20 protein-coding genes are annotated in these 22,486 nt (G+C 43.0%); 3 read left to right on the forward strand and 17 right to left on the reverse strand.

Annotated features, from left to right (window positions below; translation table 11 throughout):
* Window positions 1-10 precede the first annotated feature (10 nt).
* From fabK to hypB, 16 genes are all read right to left on the reverse strand, one after another.
* Window positions 11-934 (reverse strand): enoyl-[acyl-carrier-protein] reductase FabK, encoded by a 924-nt coding sequence (fabK, locus tag OW255_RS20600; protein WP_024837928.1) that lies wholly within the window; start codon window positions 932-934, stop codon window positions 11-13.
* The gene (acpP, locus tag OW255_RS20605; protein WP_024837927.1) at window positions 934-1,167 is read right to left on the reverse strand and encodes an acyl carrier protein; all 234 of its coding nucleotides are present in this window, start codon (window positions 1,165-1,167) and stop codon (window positions 934-936) included. Before acpP ends, fabK begins: the two co-directional genes overlap by 1 nt.
* Window positions 1,168-1,237: 70 nt before the next feature.
* Window positions 1,238-2,203 (reverse strand): beta-ketoacyl-ACP synthase III, encoded by a 966-nt coding sequence (locus OW255_RS20610; RefSeq protein WP_268115193.1) that lies wholly within the window; start codon window positions 2,201-2,203, stop codon window positions 1,238-1,240.
* Between the two features lie 141 nt (window positions 2,204-2,344).
* Window positions 2,345-3,202 (reverse strand): 16S rRNA (cytidine(1402)-2'-O)-methyltransferase, encoded by an 858-nt coding sequence (gene rsmI / locus OW255_RS20615; protein WP_268115194.1) that lies wholly within the window; start codon window positions 3,200-3,202, stop codon window positions 2,345-2,347.
* A 39-nt stretch (window positions 3,203-3,241) separates the two neighbouring features.
* Window positions 3,242-3,979: a tRNA1(Val) (adenine(37)-N6)-methyltransferase gene (locus OW255_RS20620; protein WP_268115195.1), complete on the reverse strand. Its 738-nt coding sequence runs from the start codon at window positions 3,977-3,979 to the stop codon at window positions 3,242-3,244.
* Complete coding sequence (locus OW255_RS20625; RefSeq protein WP_024837923.1) at window positions 3,969-4,877, reverse strand: PSP1 domain-containing protein; 909 nt, start codon at window positions 4,875-4,877, stop codon at window positions 3,969-3,971. Before OW255_RS20625 ends, OW255_RS20620 begins: the two co-directional genes overlap by 11 nt.
* A 3-nt stretch (window positions 4,878-4,880) precedes the next feature.
* Window positions 4,881-5,870: a DNA polymerase III subunit delta' gene (gene holB, locus OW255_RS20630; RefSeq protein WP_268115196.1), complete on the reverse strand. Its 990-nt coding sequence runs from the start codon at window positions 5,868-5,870 to the stop codon at window positions 4,881-4,883.
* A 128-nt stretch (window positions 5,871-5,998) separates the two neighbouring features.
* The gene (locus tag OW255_RS20635; RefSeq protein ID WP_268115197.1) at window positions 5,999-7,072 is read right to left on the reverse strand and encodes an alpha/beta hydrolase family protein; all 1,074 of its coding nucleotides are present in this window, start codon (window positions 7,070-7,072) and stop codon (window positions 5,999-6,001) included.
* An 80-nt stretch (window positions 7,073-7,152) separates the two neighbouring features.
* Window positions 7,153-8,775 carry an extracellular solute-binding protein gene (locus OW255_RS20640; RefSeq protein ID WP_268115198.1) on the reverse strand — a complete coding sequence of 541 codons (1,623 nt, stop codon included), beginning with the start codon at window positions 8,773-8,775 and terminating at the stop codon, window positions 7,153-7,155.
* 40 nt (window positions 8,776-8,815) lie between these two features.
* Window positions 8,816-9,727, reverse strand: a complete 912-nt coding sequence (locus OW255_RS20645) for a carbohydrate ABC transporter permease (protein WP_051464650.1) — start codon at window positions 9,725-9,727, stop codon at window positions 8,816-8,818.
* An 11-nt stretch (window positions 9,728-9,738) separates the two neighbouring features.
* The gene (locus OW255_RS20650; RefSeq protein WP_024837918.1) at window positions 9,739-10,668 is read right to left on the reverse strand and encodes an ABC transporter permease; all 930 of its coding nucleotides are present in this window, start codon (window positions 10,666-10,668) and stop codon (window positions 9,739-9,741) included.
* Between the two features lie 157 nt (window positions 10,669-10,825).
* On the reverse strand, window positions 10,826-13,015 hold the full coding sequence (locus tag OW255_RS20655; RefSeq protein WP_268115199.1) for a helix-turn-helix domain-containing protein: 2,190 nt from the start codon (window positions 13,013-13,015) through the stop codon (window positions 10,826-10,828).
* Between the two features lie 277 nt (window positions 13,016-13,292).
* Window positions 13,293-14,348, reverse strand: coding sequence for a DUF5692 family protein (locus tag OW255_RS20660; RefSeq protein ID WP_268115200.1), 1,056 nt, complete (start codon window positions 14,346-14,348; stop codon window positions 13,293-13,295).
* Window positions 14,349-14,360: 12 nt separating this feature from the next.
* Complete coding sequence (locus OW255_RS20665; protein ID WP_024837915.1) at window positions 14,361-14,708, reverse strand: hydrogenase maturation nickel metallochaperone HypA; 348 nt, start codon at window positions 14,706-14,708, stop codon at window positions 14,361-14,363.
* A gap of 27 nt (window positions 14,709-14,735) precedes the next feature.
* On the reverse strand, window positions 14,736-17,444 hold the full coding sequence (locus OW255_RS20670; protein ID WP_268115201.1) for an FAD-dependent oxidoreductase: 2,709 nt from the start codon (window positions 17,442-17,444) through the stop codon (window positions 14,736-14,738).
* 92 nt (window positions 17,445-17,536) lie between these two features.
* The gene (gene hypB / locus OW255_RS20675; RefSeq protein WP_024837913.1) at window positions 17,537-18,208 is read right to left on the reverse strand and encodes a hydrogenase nickel incorporation protein HypB; all 672 of its coding nucleotides are present in this window, start codon (window positions 18,206-18,208) and stop codon (window positions 17,537-17,539) included.
* 197 nt (window positions 18,209-18,405) lie between these two features.
* Between hypB and OW255_RS20680 the strand changes: the two genes are divergently transcribed.
* A complete protein-coding gene (locus OW255_RS20680) occupies window positions 18,406-19,113 on the forward strand; it encodes a FadR/GntR family transcriptional regulator (RefSeq protein WP_024837912.1) in 708 nt (235 codons plus the stop codon).
* Window positions 19,114-19,227: 114 nt separating this feature from the next.
* Here the strand turns inward: OW255_RS20680 and OW255_RS20685 are convergent, their stop codons facing one another.
* A complete protein-coding gene (locus tag OW255_RS20685; protein ID WP_268115202.1) occupies window positions 19,228-20,109 on the reverse strand; it encodes a hypothetical protein in 882 nt (293 codons plus the stop codon).
* A 202-nt stretch (window positions 20,110-20,311) separates the two neighbouring features.
* On the opposite strand from OW255_RS20685, the gene OW255_RS20690 reads away from it, so the two are divergent.
* Together OW255_RS20690 and OW255_RS20695 are read left to right on the forward strand one after the other, a co-directional pair.
* On the forward strand, window positions 20,312-21,025 hold the full coding sequence (locus OW255_RS20690) for a response regulator transcription factor (protein WP_268115203.1): 714 nt from the start codon (window positions 20,312-20,314) through the stop codon (window positions 21,023-21,025).
* Complete coding sequence (locus tag OW255_RS20695; protein WP_268115204.1) at window positions 21,006-22,397, forward strand: HAMP domain-containing sensor histidine kinase; 1,392 nt, start codon at window positions 21,006-21,008, stop codon at window positions 22,395-22,397. The genes OW255_RS20690 and OW255_RS20695 overlap by 20 nt, the downstream gene beginning before the upstream one ends.
* The last annotated feature ends 89 nt before the right edge of the window (window positions 22,398-22,486 follow it).

Below are 22,486 nucleotides of genomic sequence, written 5' to 3' on the forward strand. Positions count from 1 at the left end.
ATACTCCTTATTAACGGCCAAGCAGCTTACTTGCCTGTTCCATCATCTCTTCAATCATTTCCTTACAGGTCTGCTCTTTGTCGATCAGCCCTGCGATCTGGCCGGCCATAACCGTACCATTTATAACGTCACCCTCCTGAACCGCTTTTCTAAGGGTACCAAGAGTTAAGTACTCAAGCTCTTCAAAAGACTTGCCTTCCTGTTCCAGCTTCGCATATTCTCTGGTCATCTGGTTTCTTAAGCTTCTTACCGGATGGCCATGGGAACGGCCCGTTACGGATGAATCAATGTCCTTTGCCTTAATAATTCTCTGCTTGTAATTATCATGTACGATGGATTCCTTGGAAACCACAAACCGGGTTCCAACCTGAACACCTTCTGCTCCAAGCATAAATGCCGCAGCAATTCCTCTGCCATCACCAATACCACCGGCTGCAATGACCGGTATGGATACGGCATCTGCCACCTGAGGAACCAGAGTCATCGTGGTCTGCTCTCCAATATGACCGCCGGATTCATTCCCCTCAGCCACAATAGCGTCAGCGCCATAACGTTCCATACGCTTTGCAAGAGCCACAGAAGCGACTACCGGAATCACCTTAATTCCTGCTGCCTTCCACATCTCAAAATACTTCTCCGGATTTCCGGCACCCGTAGTAACCACACGGATTCCTTCCTCCACTATAACCTTTGCTACATCATCCGCATGAGGGCTTAAAAGCATAACATTGACTCCAAGAGGTTTCTTTGTCAGCTCTTTTGCCTTACGAATCTCCTCACGCACCACCTCACCCGGGGCATTGGCTCCGCCGATCAGCCCAAGGCCGCCGGCCTCAGAAACTGCTGCTGCAAGATGATGTTCCGCTACCCAGGCCATTCCGCCCTGGATTATCGGGTATTCCACTCCCAAAAGTTCGGTAATTCTGGTTTTCATTACGCTTCCACGCCCTTTGCTTTTAAATAGTCCATAACCTGCTGTACCGTTGTAAGCTTCTCTAAGTCCTCAGAAGGAATCTCAACGGAATACTCATCTTCCAGCGCCATAACAAGCTCAAATAAATCAAGTGAATCTGCTCCAAGATCCTCTTTAAAAGAAGATTCCGCCTTAATTACTGATGTTTCAACATTTAACTGCTCCGCAATGATTTCCTGCATTTTCTCTAACATATTATTAATCTCCTCTTTATTCAAATATTATATACTATTACTTTGACATTCAAAGTATTAGTCAAAATCATTACCACTCTAAAAGAGTGGCTCCCCAGGTAAGTCCTGCGCCAAAGCCAGCGAGTATAATCTTATCTCCCCGCTCTATCTTTCCCTCCCGGTTCATCTCATCCAGTAAAATAGGTACCGTAGCCGCTGAGGTGTTTCCGAACCGTTCCAAATTGGTAGGAAACTTCTCCATGGGCACCTTTAACCTTTTCGCGATGGATTCAAAAATCCGGTAGTTTGCCTGATGCAGTATAAAGTATTTAATTTCATCTATAGGTGTATTGCTCTCTGACAGCACGGTATGGATTGATTCTGGTACCGTCTTTACAGCAAACTTAAAAACTTCCTGTCCGTCCATGGTCATATATCCAAGCTCTGGCTCTGTTTTCGTAAGAAAGTTTCCAGTGGTACGTGACCGGCACTCCAAAGCGCTTGATTTTCTTCCGTCAGATCCAAGTGTCATGTAAAAGCTTCCGTTCTCTTCTGCCTTTACAACCGCAGCTCCAGCTCCGTCACCAAAAAGAACACAGGTACTTCTGTCCTTCCAGTCAATAATCTTACTTAAGGTATCAGCTCCAATGATCAGCCCTGTCTGATAAATTCCCGCTTTAAAAAAGCTGTGAACCGTATTCAAAGCGAATACAAATCCGGAACAGGCCGCACTGATATCAAATGCCACTGCCCTATGTGCCCCAATGGCCGCCTGGACTTCACATGCCCCGCTTGGAAAACAGTGATCCGCAGTAGAGGTAGCAAGAATAATGATGTCTAAATCCTCCGCTGCTACGCCTGCCTGCTTTAAGGCTTCTGCCGCTGCAAGAGTCGCCAGATGGGAGGTTCCCGATTCTTCCGACGCAATCCTTCTTTCCCGGATTCCCGTCCTGGTACGGATCCATTCATCATTGGTATCCACGATCTTTGAGAGATCGTCATTGGTCACTACCTGTTCCGGTACCGCAGAGCCGGTTCCAATTATTTTAGTAGTCATATATTCCCCCATTCATGCACCGGTCTTTCTGGCGAAATCACCATCATACGGCCGCATGCCTCGTTGGATTGTTTTATATATCAAATATTTTGAATTTCAAAATAATTTTATAAAAAGTTAGGTAAATTGTCAAGAGAATTTTTATAATTCATTTTTTATCAAGTACTGATAAACTTCCCGTTTGCTGATTCCACGGTCCTTTGCCACCATGCGCATGGCCTCCTTGCGGTCGATTCCCTTGTCTTCATAAAGAGCCATATGCTCTTCCAAAGACATCTCTTCAAAGGACTTTATCTCGGCTTCTTTTATCTCCTGAAAGCTTTTCCCTTCTATTACAATGACACACTCTCCCTTGGGGTCCTCTGTCTCATACGTTTCTAAAGCCTCCACAAAGGTTGTCCGAAAAGCCGTCTCATATCGCTTAGTCAGCTCTCTGCATATGGTAATTCTTCGATTACCAAGTGTCTCCAAAAGCTCACTTAAAGTTTTAACCAGCCGATGAGGTGCCTCATAAATAATTATGGTTCTTGTTTCATTCTGAAGCTCTGAAAGAATCCACTGCTTTTCCTTCTTATCCGTTGGGAGAAATGCTTCAAAACAGAATCTTCTTGTCCCAAGTCCGGAAAGAGTTAATGCTGTAATACAGGCCGCAGGTCCTGGAAGAGAGGTGACCTCAATTCCTGCCTCATAACACTGCTTTACCAGCTCTTCTCCCGGATCTGAGATTCCAGGAGTACCTGCATCCGTAATTAAGGCTATGGATACCCCTTCTCCCATCTTTTCTACTAAGTACCTGGCCTTTTCCACCTTATTGTACTCATGATAGCTGGTCATCGGCGTCTTAATATCAAAATGGTTCAACAGCTTAATGCTGTGTCTGGTATCCTCCGCAGCAATTAAATCCACTTCCTTTAATGTATTTAAAACCCTCAGGGTGATATCATCAAGATTCCCAATAGGGGTTGCACACAAATATAACTTTCCCTTATTTCCTTCCATGTCTCTCACTCCCGGTTTCTTTCTTCCACCTACGTTTTATCAATACCCGTAGATGGTATAAATCTCATCCGTATACACGCCCTGCTCCTTGTATACGATAATAGGCGCCTCAACCTTAATCATGGACTTACCGCCCCGGACAGCCTCGATTAAGACCATGTTGGCTTCCCGGTCAACAAACGGGTGAACCATCTTCATCCGTTTTGGCTCCATTCCATAATTCTTTAATGACGTTATAATTTCAATTAACCGGTGAGGCCGGTGTACCATATAAAACCTTCCCCCTGGCTTTAACAATCTGGAGGCTTCTCTTGTCACATCATCTAAGGTACAGAGCACCTCATGACGGGCAATCGCCTTTGGAAGGTCCGGGTTCTTAAGGCCATGAGCATCATTCATATATGGAGGATTTGACGTCACTACGTCAAAGGAAGCCGCACCAAATAAACGGCTGGCTTCCTTAATATCTCCTGTTACAATGCTAAGTTTATCTTCCAAATGGTTTAAAGCGACACTCCGTCTGGCCATATCAGCCACTTCCTCCTGGATCTCTAGGCCAGTATAATGAATCCCATCATACTTGGCTTCCAGAAGAATGGGAATAATTCCTGTCCCTGTTCCCAAATCCACCGCACGCTCTCCCGGCTTTACAATTGCAAAGCCAGATAAAAGTACGGCATCCATTCCAAAACAGAACCCATTTTGTTTCTGTATAATCTGATAACCATTGCGCTGCAGGTCATCAATCCGTTCGTTGTCTTTTAAATCAATTATCATCGAGCTTGGACTTTCCTTCTTTCTTTTCCAGAGCCTCAAGTGCCTTTAGCTCTGCATCCGTAACCTGGTTCTTCTCTCTTCTGCGTCTTGGCTTAAACTTTAACTGCTCCACCTTATATTCCCGGATTTCTTTTTCATCCTTGATGGTGACAATGACCTTAACAAGCTGCCTTAAAACGCTGACGGAGTGAACCTCTCCCTTTAAATTATCATCCGTAGTTACGAAATCACCTACATTAGGAAGCTTGCTGTTAAGCTCTTCATAGGTTTCCTCTTCGTTCTTCAAACAGCACATCAGTCTTCCGCAGACACCGGAAATCTTCGTTGGATTCAGAGAAAGATTCTGTTCCTTTGCCATCTTAATGGATACCGGAATAAATTCAGAAAGGTAAGAATGACAGCATAAGGTTCTTCCACAGATACCAATTCCCCCTACGATCTTTGTCTCGTCCCTGACACCCACCTGGCGAAGCTCGATTCTCGTCTTAAATACAGAAGCCAGATCCTTTACAAGCTCCCTGAAATCGATTCTTCCATCGGCAGTAAAATAGAACAATACCTTATTATTGTCAAAGGTGTATTCCGCATCAATCAGCTTCATCTGAAGACCATGCTTGCGGATCTTTTCCTTACAGATCTTAAATGCTTCTTTTTCTTTCTCGTGGTTTTTCTTCTCCACCTCATCGTCTGCCTTGGTGGCCATACGGATGACTGGCTTTAATGGCTGAACCACCTTTTCCTCTTCCACTTCTCTGCAACCTAAGACAACGAAACCATACTCAACGCCTCTGGCTGTTTCCACGATCACATGATCTCCTGTCTTAACTTCCAGACTCATGGGATCAAAATAATATATCTTCCCCGCATTCCGAAACCGAACGCCTATTACCTTTACCATTGTTTAATTCTCCTTCATAACAAGCAGCATGAGTTCCATGGCCAGTTCCATGTTCACATTTGCTTCAAGACGGATTCTTGCCTTATCGATGGCCTTTAAAATCCTCTCAATGCCGTCATAAGCGCTGGCTGCACTCATCTCCTTCATTGTATTAAATTCTTCCCTGAAAATCAGAAGATTAATATCCTGTGTCACTTTATACATTAAAACATCCCGATACCATAACTGCATAAAATCAAGACAGTCATAAATATCCAGATTTTCATCCTTCATCTTTTTGATATAAAAAAGCAGTTCCATAATATCCATCTCCTTCAAATGCTTCAGCATATGAAGAAGCTCTGAATACAAAAGCTGAAACTCTTCGGAAGAAGCCAGATGAATGGCCCGTCCTAAATTACCTCTTGCAAAGGCAGCGTAAATATCAGCTCTGCTTTCCTTTATCCCCAAAGATCCCATGAGGTAGGACTTCACCACAGAATCCTTTAACGGCTTTAGCTTAAGCTGCACGCATCTGGATAAAATGGTAGGAAGAAATGCCTCCTGATTGGTGGTAAGAAGCATGATAATGGCATAAGCCGGCGGCTCTTCAATGGTCTTTAGCAGAGCATTCTGTGCTTGTACCGTCATTTTTTCTGCTTCATCCACAATGTATATTTTATAATAGCTGCTGTAAGGACGTATCATAATGGTATCATTAATCTGTTCTCTGATGTCATCTACACCGATGCTTCCCGGCTTTTCATGGCCCACAAAAATCAGATCCGGGTGATTGCTGCTCATCACCTGCTTGCACGCATGGCATTCCATGCATGGCTCGCTTTTCCCCTTTTCACAAAGAAGAGTCATGGCAAAGGCATTGGCAAGAGATTTTCTACCCATTCCGGTCTCACCTGTCAGAATATACGCATGGGAAACATGATCGGACTCAATGGCTTTCTTAAGATGCTCCTTAATTGTGTCATGTCCAATAATATCGTTAAACCCTGGCATAAAGACACCTCCTTACTGCTGTTGTCCCATCCGTTTCCCTTGCATATTTATAACAGGAAAACGAATTATGATTATTATATCATAGAACTTTTCCCATCACAAGAATGAAGTATTGGCAAATATGCCTGTTATCTCATTAAAAATTCCTCAATATGCTCCTGATGAAAACAGTGCCCCCCATCCCACACATCATGGAATATCCTGTCCTCCAATCCAAAGAGACCATAGGCTTCTTTCACCACCAATAGCTGCTCCATTACATTTTCCATTCCACGTTCCCCATTTAGATGATCCTCTCTTCCCGACTGGATCATCAAAGGCCTGGGAGCCAGCAGCGCACCAATATCCCCCATATCTACATGTTCCCATAAACCAGGAACATAATTACAGCTGCAATTCCCATTTAATTTTAACAACGAATCTTCATATCCATAAAAATATCCGCTGATTATGATTTTCTTTACCCTGTCATCAAGAGCCGATAACCATAACGCCTGCATTCCCCCACCGGAAAATCCCACGCATCCGATGGTATCAGCATCCCATTCGCCCCTTTCCTCCACATAATCAAGAAGCCTTATGAGATCCCAGGTATTCAGACCGCATAGCGTAAGCCCCAGAGGCTCTGCCATATGAGCCAGATGAAAGCAGGTGGAATTGATAAAGGAATCCTCATCCTCTCCCTGAAGAGCCTTTTCTCTCCGCTCTCCAAATCCCCTGGCGTCAGGACAAAGAGCCACATACCCAAGCTTAGCCATCTTAAGACCATAATCATAGTGAAACAGCTCTATTTTATCTGCCACAGCAGGTATCTCCCTCACACCTGCCACAGAGTACTTACCGGCTCCCAAATGACCACAGGGGGCAAGAAAACAGCTTTGCTTTTCCTCACTCTTTTTTGGAGGAATCAGCACAAAGACCGGCATATAGACCTCCGGCTCCACCTGAATTAAAATCTTTTCCCGTATGATTCCATCCTCAATCTCCACCCGCTCCAAACACTGCGGATTTAAGGGACAGGACTCCATACGGCTAATTCCGGTCAGATCCCTTAAAATATTTCTCACAGATTCCTTCCACTGGTCAAATTCCTCTATGGACCTGGCGCAAAACTTATCTTTTCTCCCCTGCTTCTTAAACCTCTTTTTCATCCGCTCTTCGCAGGTATAAAACATTTTGATTGGTATCGTTCTTTCTTCCATTATCCCAAACTCCCTTCGCCATATAGAAAAAGGCTGCTGCAAAATTAGATTTTACAACAGCCCATATTGTTATTATTTCATTACTTAGTTGCTTTAAAGCGGTCGTACTGCTGCTGTTTTACCTTTAATAAATCCTTGATACCCATACTGTCAAGAGTAGAAAGATAGGAATCAAAGGTATCAAGGCTGGTGGTTCCAGTGATGAACGCCACATTGGTTTCAGCCACATAAGTTGTAAGATCGGTCTGATACTGAGCAATGATATTCTGCTCATCCTTGGTTGAATAAATAAATGGCCATGGATCTCTTATATAGCTCTGTAACTCTTTATCAATATCTACATGCCATTTTGGTAAGAGTACATCGGTTGCTTCTACTGACTGCTGAGATGGCAGACAGCCTGCATTAATTCCAAGCTGCTGCAGCCAGTTATTATCAGCTGCCTTTTCGGTATAAGCCTTTTTGCCATCAGCACCAACTGTATAGCTCTCTCCTTCAATACCCCATACATAATAATTCTGAGCTTCTTCACTCATAGCATAATCAAGAAATCTCATGGCAAGAATCGGGTCCTTATCGCTGGTGCTCACGCCGAAGATACCGGAAATCGGTGTTCTGCCAAGATAAACTCCTTTTTCATCACCTGATAACGGAGGAATTCCTACCATAACTCCAGTTTCTCCATTATACTCCGGATACTGCTTGCTGTAAAGCTGAGACATCTGCCAGCTGAAATCAAAGGTTGCACCTGTACGGTTCTGAGCGCAGCGCTGTGTGATCTGATCTCTGGTTAAGGAAGTATATTCTACCTCTAAAAGACCTTCCTTGTATAATTGGTTTAAGAATGTAACATACTTTTTATATTTTTCTGGCTCTGCCGGTGCATAATGTACCTTTCCGTCGTCATCGGCATAGTAGCTGCTGACCGGATCAAGACCAACAGAAGGACCAAACATAGCAGGAAGACCAAAAGCAGGACCAAACATAGAAGAAAGTCTGTCTGCGGTCACGCTAAGAGGAATTTCATCATTGACATCCCCATCTCCATTCATATCATTGGCTTTAAATGCCCGAAGTACTTCTACAAACTCATCAAGAGTAGTTGGAACGGGAAGATTAAGCTTATTGAGCCATTCCATATTAATCATGATACAAGGCTGATAATTGTTTGTAACAGCTGTCTGAGGCAAGTAGTAGATATGTCCATCCTCCGCAGTCAGACTGGCTTTGATTCCAGGATTCTCATCCAGATACTTTTTATAGTTTGGCATATAATCCAAGTACTCATCAAGAGGATAAAAAAGCCCGGCAGTGATGTAGGTCATATTGTTATCAAGATCTGGAAGCTGGACAATGTTTGGAAGATCTGTACCAGATGCAAGCATCGGGCTTACGCTATCCTTATAATTAACTGGAGATACTAAGGTCCAGTCAATGGTTACTCCAGCGTTTTCCTGAATTTTTTTAACAATGTCCGCATTTGCATAATCCACAGTAGAATACCAGGAATTCTGTGCCAGAATGCTCACCTTAGCACCAGGTGTTTTTGTGACAGGTGCGGCACCGGTATAAGAAAAATCTGCCTCCGCACTTTTTGCTGTTGTTGCTTCCTTTGGATCCCCCTTGCCTCCGCAGGCGGACAGACCCGTTACAGCCAGAACGGCTGTTAATGCGAGCGCTGTACTACGTAATCCTTTTTTCATGTAATTACCCTCCATTATATATTATTTCATCAAGGTTAGATTAACCCTTAACTGCACCAAGCATGGTTCCTTTGACTAAGTACTTCTGTATAAACGGTGTGAGGCATAGGATTGGAACCATGGATAAAACAATGCACACATACCGGATCTGAATGGTTGACTGGGCCGCAGCACTGGCGGCCGTAGCACTTCCAGAAGACTGCATGATTTCAGAAGATGCCATTAAGAGGATTCTTCTTAAAAATAACTGAAGCGGCTGTAAATTCTGCTTTCCAATGTAAAGGAGTGCGCTGAAAAAGTCATTGTAGCGCGCAACCGCATAATAAAGAGTTAACACTGCCAAGGTAGGCTTAATTAAGGGAACTGCGATTTTGTAAAGCACCTGAATATCATTGGCTCCTTCCAGATACGCACTTTCAAACAGCTCCTCTGAAATGGATTCAAAGGCCGACCGGCAGATCATAACATTGTAAGCGCTGACAAGAACCGGAAGTATCATAGCAAGACGGCTGTTGTAAAGTCCAAGGCCGGTAACTACCACATAGGTTGGGATCAGTCCGCCGGAAAAATACATGGTAAATGCCAAAAGAAAATTCATCTTTTTCCGAAGGAAGAACCGCTTTCTTGACAGCGGATATGCCGCCAAACAGGTAAACACAATGTTTAAAAAGGTTCCCACAAAGGTATAGTAAAAGGTATTTCCATAAGAAACCCAAAGGTCCTTATAATTCATAACCATTTTGTAAGTACTCAAATTAAAATCTACGGGAAACAGCATAACCAGCCCTTTATTTACCGCCGCTCCTGAGCTTAAGGAAATACTGACTACATACATAAAGGGATAAAATGTCACACCGACAGCCAAAACAATCAGTAAAAAGACAAGGATATCAAAAAGCTTATCCGCAAGACATTCATTTTTAAATTCCACCCATGCACTTTTTTGTTCCATATCTCTTCTCCTTACCAAATAGATGTATCCGTCATTTTCTTACTCAAACGGTTTGCCAGGAATACAATTGCAAATCCAATGAGAGAATTAAACAGACCAACCGCAGTTGCATAGCTGTAATTTTGATTATCAATACCCTGACGGTACACATAAGTAGAAATAACATCCGCTGTCTCATAAAGTCCGGAATTATAAAGCAGGTAAACCTTTTCAAAGCCTACATTGAGTAAGTTTCCAAGTGACATAATAAGAAGCAGTACGATGGTTGGCTTAATGCTTGGAAGAACCAGATAACGAATGGTCTGAACCTTCGTTGCCCCATCCACCTTCATCGCTTCATATAACTCAGGACCGATTCCCATAATGGCTGCCACAAAGATAATAGAGTTAAATCCAAAGGTCTGCCAGGAACCAGATATTACGTAGATGCCCCTAAACCATCTTGCTTCCCCCATAAAGTTAATGGCACTGCCTCCAGCTTTTACGATCAGCTGATTTACAATTCCACTGGATGGAGATAAAAAGTTAGTGATCATACCGCACACAACCACGGTAGAGATAAAGTATGGAAGATAGGTAATGACCTGAGCACCTCTCTGCAAGGTTTTATTTCTGATTTGAGTGATGCAGACCGCAAACAAAATCGGAATCGGAAACCCAAAGATCAGAGAATAAAAGGATAACAAAAACGTATTCCTTACCAGACGAAACGCATAAGGCGAATTAAAAAACTGAATGAACCATTTCAGCCCTACAAACTCCCCTGAAAAAATACCAGCCATACCTCCCCCCGGCTTGTATTGTTTAAATGCCATTACCAGACCTGTCATAGGTAAATAAGAAAATACCAGGAAATAAACCAAAACAGGTGCAAACATTAAAAGCAGGTACTTATCTCTTTTTATATACGAAACCAGTGACTTGCTCTTCTTCGTATTCATTTTTTCGTTCCCCTTCCCTTAACAATATTGATAAGGAAATTGTACACATTGCACTATAATTTGTATAGTTTCACTTTAATCACGACGTTTTTGACTAAAAAAAATGAATGAATCAAAAAAAGACTGGTAAAATACCGTCTTTTTTTGATTCATCCCCCTACAATTCTAGTCCATCCTGCCCCATTCGGTAATCACTTGGGTTCTGTTCCATTATCGCCTTAAAGTTTCTTCGGAATGTTAACATGTTGGTATACCCGCATTCCTCTGCGATTCTCTCTAATGATAAATCCGTTGTCTTAAGAAGATGCACCGCATACTCCACCCGGCGCTCCTGAACATATTTTAAATAAGTTACCCCGAACCTCTTTTTTACCAGAGACGTTACATACTTGCAGCTGACCGAAAAATGATCTGCAATCTGTGCCAGAGAAAGATCTGGATTTCTGTCATTTTGGTTAATGTACTCAATCAGCTCCCCATCAAGCCCTGGAAGCTCCTCCTGAGAATCTTTCTTTTCCTCCGCCTCTGAAAGCATCCCATAAATAATCCCTTTATAATACGAAATCACTTCCTCAATGGTCATATAATCCGGACACTTTTCCATCTTCCGAAATGGGATTCCGTAATATTCCCTGGATATCTGAAGCACCTTTCCTACTGTAACATAAAGTTCACTTAAAAGAAGCTGGTTGGCCGTCACAGAATGGTCGCTTTCCTGTTCATTCTTTTCCTGAATTTCCTGAAAGAAAGCTAAAATCTCTCCCCGGTCCTTTTCCTTCACCGCTTTAATCAGTGATTTCACCGGATTTTTAGGGAAATAATAAGTTAAGGAAAACTCAAGCTCTGCATCGTAGAAATAAACGCTTCCTCTGTCCTCCCATAAAATCCGGTCCAAAGTCATAATCGCCCGGTCACAGGAAGCATTCAGTTCCTCAAATTCTTCCCTTACATCATCCGCTCCCACGGTCAGCACCACCGTATCCGGCACTTCTTTTCTGATCCGTTCAAAAATATCATACAGCTTATCCTCTAAAAGCTCACCCTTATCGCTGTTAAGGATTAAGAACAGATGCCTTCGATCCTTTTCATAGCATAAGATTTTATAATCACTGTCAACTTCCTCTGCAGCCAGACTTTTAATCCGCTGTTTAGCTTCCTTCACCAGCTCCTTATTATGATTCTGATCCCAGATATCAATAACAGCTGCCAAAAAGAACATCTTCTTAAACTCAAAGAAATTCTTTAACCCTCCCTGGTTCATTCCTTCCTTATCAAAATCCCCGGATATCAAACTATATAAGATCCCCTGACTGGCATAGGGAGAAATGGTATGAACCTGTTCCATGTAATCATTTCGTTCCCCTAACAGATGTTCTACATCCTCAACAATCCGTTCCCCTTCATTCTTCTCCTCACGTTTCCCTTTCCCCATGACCTGACGAATACGCTCAAAGGGAGATGCATACCGGTAAGCAAAGGAGTAGGCCAGAAACGCATAAAAAGCAAAGATAATAAACCCAAAAAGCAAAGCATAAAAGGAGATATCCCGGATGCCAAAGGAGATCTTATCCGATGAAGCATAAATTTCATAGGAGATATTACGATCTGCTCTAGAAGCCTGACGAAATACACTCCCCTTTAAGCTTCCCTTTTCTAACACAGGTGTCCCATTATAATACATGACAAGGCCAGTATCATCCCCTGTTAAGGAATCCAACAAATCGGTGATTTTCTTGTCTTCAAACAGAACACAGATAATTCCTCTGGTGGAACCGGATCCATATTTATATTTACTGGTGTAAATAAAATATTTCTTATAAAAAATCAACTGGTCATTCTTCATTCCCAGCATTGAATTTAAGTCCTGTAAGCTAAGAGGAGTAACCTCAACATTGGATAAATTCAGCTTCTCAGGAAGACGAATCACTTCATTGCCCGTATAAATCTTATCATATTGATTTAACATAAGAGCAACATCATAAATATTAAAATTATCACCCGCTGTCTTTTGCAGCCGGATATCACTCAACACCTGATAAAGGAGATAGGAATCAATGGGCTGACCCATCTGTACCGTAACGTAAAGCTTATTAATCAATGATGAGGTATTTAAATCAGATACAATTCTCTGCGCACTAAAAATCTGCTGATCCATGGCATTGGCAAAGGTCTGAATTTTTGCATTATAATAAGCAGCCGTCTGTTCCTTTTTCACCTTCATAGATTCATAGGAAATGACTGCTGAATACACGAAAAAGCTAAGCAGTATAATAATGCAATAAGAAAAAAACATGTTTCTGAAAAATCTGCTCTTTTTGTAACCAGGTGATTTCCCCATAATCTTCATTCTGCCGCACCTCAAGTTCCCAAACTAACACCTGTACACTTTACATAAATATAGTTCAAATGTCTCAGAATAATATACCAAAAGTTCCAACAACAATCAAGGATTAAAGTTTTACCAATCACAAATGTACCTCTCCTATCGTATGTCATGATAGATTCTCTCACAAACTTTCACAAAGCCCTAAATTTATGAAATTATATTCCATCTTAATGTATGTTTCTATTACACAAAAAAACGTCTGAGAGCCATAAAACCGCTCCCAGACGTAAACAAACCCTTATGATTCAGCGAGAACCTTAACCTCTTTATACTTCCCAAGATCCCCATAAAGTTCCCCTGTATATGGATTTTTCTTTGTTTTAACAATTCTGTAAATCATATAACCAAACACTCCTATATTAGCCAGAAGCGCCAACAAGCTCATTACAAACATATAGCTAGTATTCGGTGCTGCCCCAGTCACCTGATAGATGCCAGAGCCAGCTAAAACCGTATACCCATCGGATGCCAGCAGCCCTTCTCTAATAGCCGCCTCTGCAATGTTCTTACTGGAACCAGAATGTACTAAAAACTGACTGGCATCCTGAAATGCCGGAAAGGTCTGTGCAAACATACACCAAAGTGCCAGAGTCTGAGCACGATGCTGAAGCCAGGCTCCCTTACCTAAGGTAAATGCACAAATTGTGGGTGCTAGTAAAAGTGCAAATCCGCAATACCATGCATGAGTAGGCAGACAGTTATAGGTATAAGCAAAATTCCACAAATCATAAGCTATGATCCAGAACCATAACATATCCGGCCAAAGCATATCCTGGCTTTTATCCTTACAGGTGATTTTCCGGATGCAGATACCAAACCAGCCCGTAATGGTAACGATATTTAAAAGACCAGCAATTCCATTCATCACATTCCACGGTCCGCCAATGTAATACTGAACCTGATTGTTCATATATTCCATCACCGGCGTAACATACTGGGAGACTTCAAAATCCCTGATACAGGCTTCCATAATATTAATCGCCAGTATGAGCGGTGGAAAACAAAGGGCGATTTTATTATGGCGCAGCTTCTTAATATGACGAATGCACCAAAAACCAATACAGCCAGCCGTAGAAGAATAAACCTTAGCCAGATGAAACCAATCCATATAGGAGGTATCCCGTAACACAGTCAGCCAGAGAACCGTTAAAATAACCGGCAGTACAACAAAACAACCAAACCCCACCCATTTAAATCGGCGGCTTACTTCATTGGCTGCAAATAAAGAAAGAAACACACCAACCCACACCAGTAAAACCAATATGGCAGGAACACCTTCTGTAAAAACAAACATACTTAATCCTCCTTAAGAACACGCTTCTATTTCTTTAATAATGAACTCATTTCCCGTTACCAGATAAGTAGCTACACTTCCACAGTGGGGACACACCTTTTTAAACTCCAACGTGGAATACGTTCCCTTGCAGTCCTCACATACCGTCACTGCCGGAATTTCAAGAATCCTTAGCTCTGCTTCCTCTAAAAGCTGAGATTTTACCCGAAAATACTTCCAGCAGTCCATGAGATAATCAGGAATCACCCCGCTGACTTCCCCAAGCTCCAGCGTGACAGAGGACACCTTTTTAAACGCTTCCTCCCTGGATATCTCCTCAACCGTCCGGACAATATGAGTGACCAATCCTAACTCATGCATGATTGCACCTTCTTTTTCCTCCAGTTCTTACACCGACCGGTTCTTATTACGGATAATCCGAATCTGCCGTTTCATTGCGTATGGCAGTACCATCTTCATCTTATCCTCACTCTTTACCATTCTGCTTGCCTCTGGTAACTCCCTAAATAAATGGATGGCATCAAACTCGCACTTTGTGGTGCAGACTCCACATCCAATGCATCGGTTACGATCCACCACCGAGGCGCCGCAGCCTAAGCACCTGGCTGTCTCTGCCTTCACCTGTTCCTCGGTCAATGGAAGTCTGGTATCATCAAACGTTGTCTTCGGATCAACACCGGATACCTTTCCTGGCTCCTGCCTTTTAAAGCAGCTGACACTCTCCCTTGGAATCACCAGATTCTCCCGGTCAAGCTCAATAAACTCCCTGCGGTTCCTTCCAATAGTTAAACTCTGCCCTTCATGAACATACCGATGAATGGAAACAGCCCCCTCTTTTCCTGCTGCAATGGCATCAATGGCAAACCTTGGTCCTGTAAATACATCACCTCCCACAAATACATCCGGCTGTGCTGTTTGATACGTCAACGAATCCGCCGCTGCACGGCCCCCACCTGCCAGCTCTACCTTACTTCCATGTAACAAATCGCCCCAAATGATACTCTGTCCAATGCTAATTAGGACATGTTCGCATTCTACTGTTATGCAGTTGGTCTCATCATACTGGGGATGAAAGTTTCCATCACGATCGGTAACGGAAACACATTTTTGAAGTACAATTCCTCTTACACTTCCATCTTCTATTATTATTTCCTTAGGCCCCCAACTATTATGGATTTCAATCCCTTCCTCCAGAGCCTCCACCACTTCTTCGTTTGCCGCCGGCATTGTCAGGCGGTCTTCCAGACAGTACATGGATACAGAAGACGAACCTGCACGAACCGAGCTTCGGGCTACATCAACCGCCACATTGCCTCCGCCGATTACCACCGTCCGTCCCGGTAAAGAAATGTCTTCCCTGCTGTTACTCCTATGTAAAAATTCCACACCAGTATAAACTCCCTTGGCATCCTCCCCTGGAATATTGGCTTTTCTTCCCCCCTGACAACCAATGGCAAGATAAAATGCCTTATACTCCTTCTTCCGAAGTTCTTCCATGGTCACGTCCTTACCAATCTCTACGCCGCACTGAAATTCCACTCCCATCTGACGAAGCACATCAATTTCTGCCTCCAGCACATCTTTCTCCAGCCTGAATTTAGGAATTCCATAGGTAAGCATACCTCCCGGCCTTTGATTCTTTTCAAACACAGTGACCGGATATCCTTTCTGAGCCAGGAAAAATGCACAGGTCATTCCCGCCGGACCAGCTCCGATGACTGCTATCTTTTGAGGATAAGGCTTCCCAATCTGATTCACCATAGGGGGAATATAACGTTTCTCCCTGGAAAGCTCCTGCATTGCTATAAATTTCTTTACTTCATCAATGGCAACTGCCTGATCAATGGTCCCTCTTGTACAGGCCTCTTCACACCTCCGATTGCAGATACTGCCGCAGACAGCCGGAAATGGATTGTCTTTCTTAATCAGCTTTAAAGCCTCTTCATATCGCCCCTGAGAAGCCATCTTTAAGTATCCCTGAACCCCAATGTGAGCCGGACATTTCGTCTTACAGGGCGCTGTTCCCGTATCATAACAATTAATCTGATTGTCATCCCGGTAATTTTCATTCCATTTCTCAGGTCCCCATTTTACAGAATCCGGAAGCTCCTGTCTTTTATATTCCACCGGACCGTCTTTGGTGCACAGCTTCTGACCAAGCTTTACAGCCCCTGACGGACAATACTCCACGCATTGTCCGCAAGCCACACATTTATCCCCGTCCACCTTGGCAACATAAGCCGACCGTGACATATTAGGCGTATTAAATAGCTGAGAGGTCCGAAGGGCATAGCAGGAACAGACACAGCAGTTGCAGATCGCAAATATCTTATCCTCCCCATCAATATTTGTAATCTGATGAACCAGTCCATTGTCCTCCGCACGCTTAAGAATCTCCATTACCTTTGCTTCGTCAATATAACGTCCTTTGTTGGTCTCCACCAGATAATCCGCCATATCCCCCACACCGATGCACATCTCGTCTTCCAGGTGACCGCATCCCTCTCCTAAAATCCGCCTGGAACGGCGGCAGGAACAAGCCCCTACTGCATACTTTCCCTTATACTTTTTCACCCAGTGGGAAATATGCTCTATACTTAAAGACTTCTGCTCCGTGGAAATGGCCTTTTCCACAGGAATTACATGCATTCCGATTCCCCCTCCTCCCAGGGGAACCATAGGGGTCACCTTTTCCAGAGGAAGACGTGACATCTCATGAAACAGTTTCGCAACTTCCGGATGAGACTCCACATGTTCCTTGTTCATATTCATAAATTCCGCGCACCCTGGCACAAACATAGGAAGTATGTATTGCTTCTGATGATCCCGGTTCTCCCAGTTGTACTCGATGAGCCCGATAACACTCATTTCCTGAAGAAGCGCTTCCGTCCTGTCCAGATCCTTTTTGCATTTCTTTGCCACCTCTTTGGCTGACATCGGCTTTCTCACCTTCATAGCCAATGCCACCTCTGCCATCTCATCTGTAATAGAACCGGCAAGCCCCCAGTACTCGGCATCCTCCACTGTGACTTTATGCCCCATCCGGTCTGTAATCTTCTGCCCCAATTTTAAGATTAACGCTCTACCTTCATCCATTTTCTGCTCCTTTTATGTTTAAACAACTATAAATTCTTATAAAAAATACAATAATTCCACTCTATGAGAAAACAAAACCCAATTACCTTTCATCACTGCTGCTGCCACTTTTTCACCTCAGCTTCCAACCACTGAATCCACTCTTCCATCCCCTCTCCGGTACGGGCAGAAATGGGAATGATCTTAGCATTTGGATTCCTCATTAATATGTAAGATTTACAAGCTTCTAAATCAAAGTCAAAAAAGGGCAGAACATCTATCTTATTAATCAGAACCACATCGCATATGGAAAACATCAACGGGTACTTTAACGGCTTATCATGCCCCTCTGGCACACTAAGTATCATCGCATTCTTTACTGCCCCAGTATCAAACTCCGCCGGACAAACAAGATTACCTACATTTTCAAGAACCACCAGATCCAGCCCCTCTGTCTCAAGCCCCAGAAGGCCCTGACCCGTCATTTCTGCATCCAGGTGACACATTCCCCCCGTATGAAGCTGAATCGTCTTAACCCCAAGCTTTGAAATACTCCTGGCATCTACATCTGAGTCAATGTCCGCCTCCATAACACCTATGTGAAACTGATTCTTCAATCCACTGATGGTCCTTGTCAGTGTGGTCGTCTTACCGGCACCAGGCGATGACATCAGGTTAAGCAAAAAAAGCCCTTTTGATTTTAATTCTGATCTCAATTCATCCGCTCTTCGGTCGTTATCTGCAAAAATACTCTGCTTAACTTCCAGAACTGTGAAATCCCCCATGGGTAACCCCTCCTTAGAAAACTTCTGGTTATACCAGAATATGTTATGATTTTAACATTATACCTTTTTGCACAATTCAAGTCAACTTTTCCCACTATTTCTATACATTTTATTAACTTCTATCTTGATTTTACCACTAAAATGTTGTAAAATTCCACTATGGTATCTGGTATAACCAGTGCCAAGGAGGAAATCATATGGAGTTTTCAAAAATAACTGCACCATCTCTAAAGGATTTGTTTGTTCAGCAAATAGAAGAAAAGATATTATCCGGAGAACTTCCTGTTGGAAGCAAGATGCCGCCGGAGCGTGAAATGGCAGAACAGATGAAGGTCAGCCGCGCCGTTGTAAATGGGGGAATCAACGAATTAAGAAGAAAAGGATTTTTAGAAGTACTGCCAAGACAAGGTACCTATGTAGCCGATTTCAGCCGAAATGGAAATCTGCAGACCTTAATAGCATTATTAGAATACCGTGGCAACAAACTGGATAAAGCCGGTATCCGTGCAATCCTGGAAATACGAACAGCCCTGGAACAGCTTGCTGCCGGCCTCGTCATTGATACTGCCACCCCAGAGGCCATTCAGCATCTGGAATTAACCGCAAAAAAGCTGAAAAGCACAGATTCCATACAAAAAGCAGCCCAGATCGCCTTTCAATATCACCACGACCTGGCTTATTATGCCGGAAACACAGTCCTTACCCTGATTTACTCTTCCTTTAAGGAAGTATGTATTGTTTTATGGGTACGTTTCTGCAAGCTATATGGCATTCAGGCCTTATATGGCCATATCATACACCTGCAAAGATACTTAAATGACAGAGATAAACAAGGCGCCTGTCAATGGATACAAAAATACTTAAGAGATACCATAGAAGGATCTCAGCAGGTCTATGAGGAATAGATAAGTAAAAATTTTTAGAGCGAACGTTGAATCAATACTCAAAAACAAAACACAAAAAAGGATAAGGCGCTTTTCATCTATAAGCCCTTATCCTTTTACTAAATTCAGTGTTCACTATTTCTTCGTTGTATTCGTCGAATTATCCGTTGTTTTACCTGTCTTAGCATCCGTTTTTCCTGCCTGAGTTCCTGCTGCACCTGATTTAGTCTCAGCATTACCAGCCTGTTTTACAGCTGTTCCTGTTTTAGCAGATGCATTACCAGTCTGTCCCCCACTATTTACAGTTTTAGCATTTGAATTACTTGTCTGAGCCGCTTTATTTACGGTTTTCGCATTTGAATTACTTGTCTGCGCTGCTGCCTTTTGCTTTTTTACTGCTTTGATATTTTTAGCAACTGCTTTCTTACTTGTATTTGCTTTATGGGCTTTTGCTTTATGGGTCTTTGCCGCAACATTACGAACCTTACCAGCTTTTTTCTTATTTGCCTTTACTGTTTTAGCCTTATGTGCTTTTTTTACTGCTGTCTTTTTATGTTTCTTTGCGCTGGCTTTTTTATTTGCTTTTTTAACAGCCGCTTTCTTACCTGCCTTCTTTGCATCCTTTTTAACAGTCTTAGCCCCATCAGCTGCTGCTTGTGTGGTCTTTACTTCCGCTCCAGTCTTAGCTGCCTCTGTACTCTTTGCTGCCGCTCCAGTCTTAGCTGCCTCTGTACTCTTTGCTGCCGCTCCAGCCTTAGCTGCCTCTGTACTCTTTGCTGCTGCTCCAGTCTTAGCTGCCTCTGTGCTTTTTGACCCTGCTGCTGTCTTTGAGTTCTCTGTTGTTCCAGTACCAGTACTTCCCGCTTTAGCAGCTGTTGTATTCCCTGCAGCCTGGCTGCTCACTACCTTTTTCGTGGTACTGGGAGCCTGTGCTGCCTGAGCTGGAACGGTTAAACTACCAGTAAAGAGCATAGCTGTGACTAATAAGGATGTGACCGGTTTCAATGATTTTTTCATAATAAATCTCCTTTCTATTGTTGGGATGATCCAATGAGTGAAATCATGATCGCTACGCAACTGATTTCCTTCTCTGCCTCAAAGAATACTACCAATCCCATACGCGTTTCAAAGGTGAAACTGTGGCAAAATAGTGGCAGCTATATCATTTGAAGTAAGAAAATGATAAAATACAAAAAACAGCCGAAAGGATGGGGCACCTATGGAAAAAAAGAAAATTTATCTTGCAGATGATGAACAGCCCATAAGAGATTTGATCCAACTTTTTCTGGCTGCAGAGGACTACGAAGTACAGACATTTCCTGATGGAGACAAACTATTATCAGCCTTTGATAAATCCCCTTCTGATATGGTCATACTGGATATAATGATGCCAGGGACAGACGGACTGGTTCTTTGCAGCGAGATTCGCAAACGAAGCAATACCCTAATCATCATTGTCTCTGCCAGAGACAGCGAAACAGACCGTATCGCAGGAATTACCCTTGGCTCTGACGACTACCTGACAAAACCATTTTCTCCCATGGAGCTGGTAACCAGAGTGAAAGCCCTTTTTCGCAGAATGGACTTAGACCGTGGAAGCTACAGAGGAGAAATATACACCTATGGAAATATAAAAGTGGATGTAAATAAAAGAGAATTCTCCGTTGACGAAAAGCCACTTGATATCACCCCAACCGAATTTGCCCTGATGGTCTACTTATTAGAGCGAAAAGATCAGGCCGTATCAAGAGAGGATCTGCTAAAATATGTATGGAAATTCGACTTTGAAGCGGATACAAGAGCCACCGATGATGTTATAAAAAGGCTTCGAAAAAAACTGGTCACTGCTGAAGCCAATGCTAAAATTCAGTCAGTCTGGGGCTATGGCTTCCGTCTGGAATTAGGAGATACCCATGAAGAGTATAAAAAATAAGATTCGAAGACCCTTTCTAATCCTGCTTATACTGATTCCACTTGCAACCCTGGTACTGTTTAACATATCTCTCCGCATTTACTTAAATGCAGCTGCCAAAAATGAATTAAAAGCCACAATCCACGCAGTAGAAAAAGTAATTAAAAGCGAGCTGGAGACAGACGGAGGCGCCCCCACCGAAAAAAGAGCCCTGGAAATGGCCCGAAATATCCTTTCTGCTCTCAAATCCTCTCATTTTTCACAGGGAATGGATTTTTATTTGCTGGATATCAATTCAACCCCGGTATTCCCGGCAAAAACAAAACTCACCTCATCCCAAACCGCCTTTCTAAACGTCATCTCCCCGAAGATAGACCAGATGAAAGAAAGAACGGTCTATACCATACCCGTAAATGGAAAAAAGTACTTTACCATTGCCTATACCATGAACAGCGATGATCTAAGCAATATGATAGCCGTATTTGCCCTCCCAACAGAACACATTAATAAATACCTGACTGCGGTCAACCAAATCCTGGTGGTTATCATGCTTTTAGGAATCCTGATTGCCATATATTTATCCGAAAGAATCGCCGCTCACATAACAACCCCCATAACAAAACTTAGCAGCCTCTCCTTAGAAATTGGCCAGGGAAATTTTGACGCCAGCCATTTTACCATTCCCCAGGATACAATAGAATTCAAGCAGCTATATGAAAATATAAGTCTCATGGTAGGAAGATTAGAGGCCTACGACAAAAACCAAAAGACCTTCCTGCAAAATGCATCGCACGAGCTAAGAACGCCGCTCATGTCCATCCAGGGCTACGCTGAAGGCATAGAAAGCGGAATCTTCCCCGATACAAAAGAAGCAGCACAAATCATAAAACGAGAAAGCATCCGCCTGAACGAATTAGTAAGTGAACTCCTGACCCTATCAAGATATGAAAGCGGCACCTATAAGCCTCAGTGGGAAGAAGTAAATCTCTGTCATTTATTAAAAGACTATACCCAGCGCCTTATGGGCCTGTCCGCCAAATCAAGCAAGACCATAGAGCTGAATCTCCCTGAGTATGATGTAATGGTTCAGATCGACGATATGCTCCTTTCCCAGACCGTGATGAACATTGTATCCAACTGCCTCCGTTATGCAAAAACGAACGTAACAATATCCCTGGAGAAAACAGCAGAAACCATCAGCCTGAAAATATCCGATGACGGAGATGGAATCCCCGAAGCTGACATTCCATTTATCTTTGACCGCTTTTACAAAGGTAAAAATGGCAACTTCGGCCTTGGTCTTGCCATTGCCAAATCAGCCGCAGAATTGTTAAATGGCAAAATCACAGCTTACAATCAGGAAAAAGGCGCCGTCTTTGAGATTTCATTCTGATGTTTTAATAAAATGAAAAATCCTTTGCTTTTCTCGTTCAGTTTCTGAATCCTTAAAATTGACTTTCCTCTAATTAAGCACCATTTTAG

The sequence above is a fragment of the Lacrimispora xylanolytica genome (assembly GCF_026723765.1).
Lineage (GTDB): Bacteria > Bacillota > Clostridia > Lachnospirales > Lachnospiraceae > Lacrimispora > Lacrimispora xylanolytica.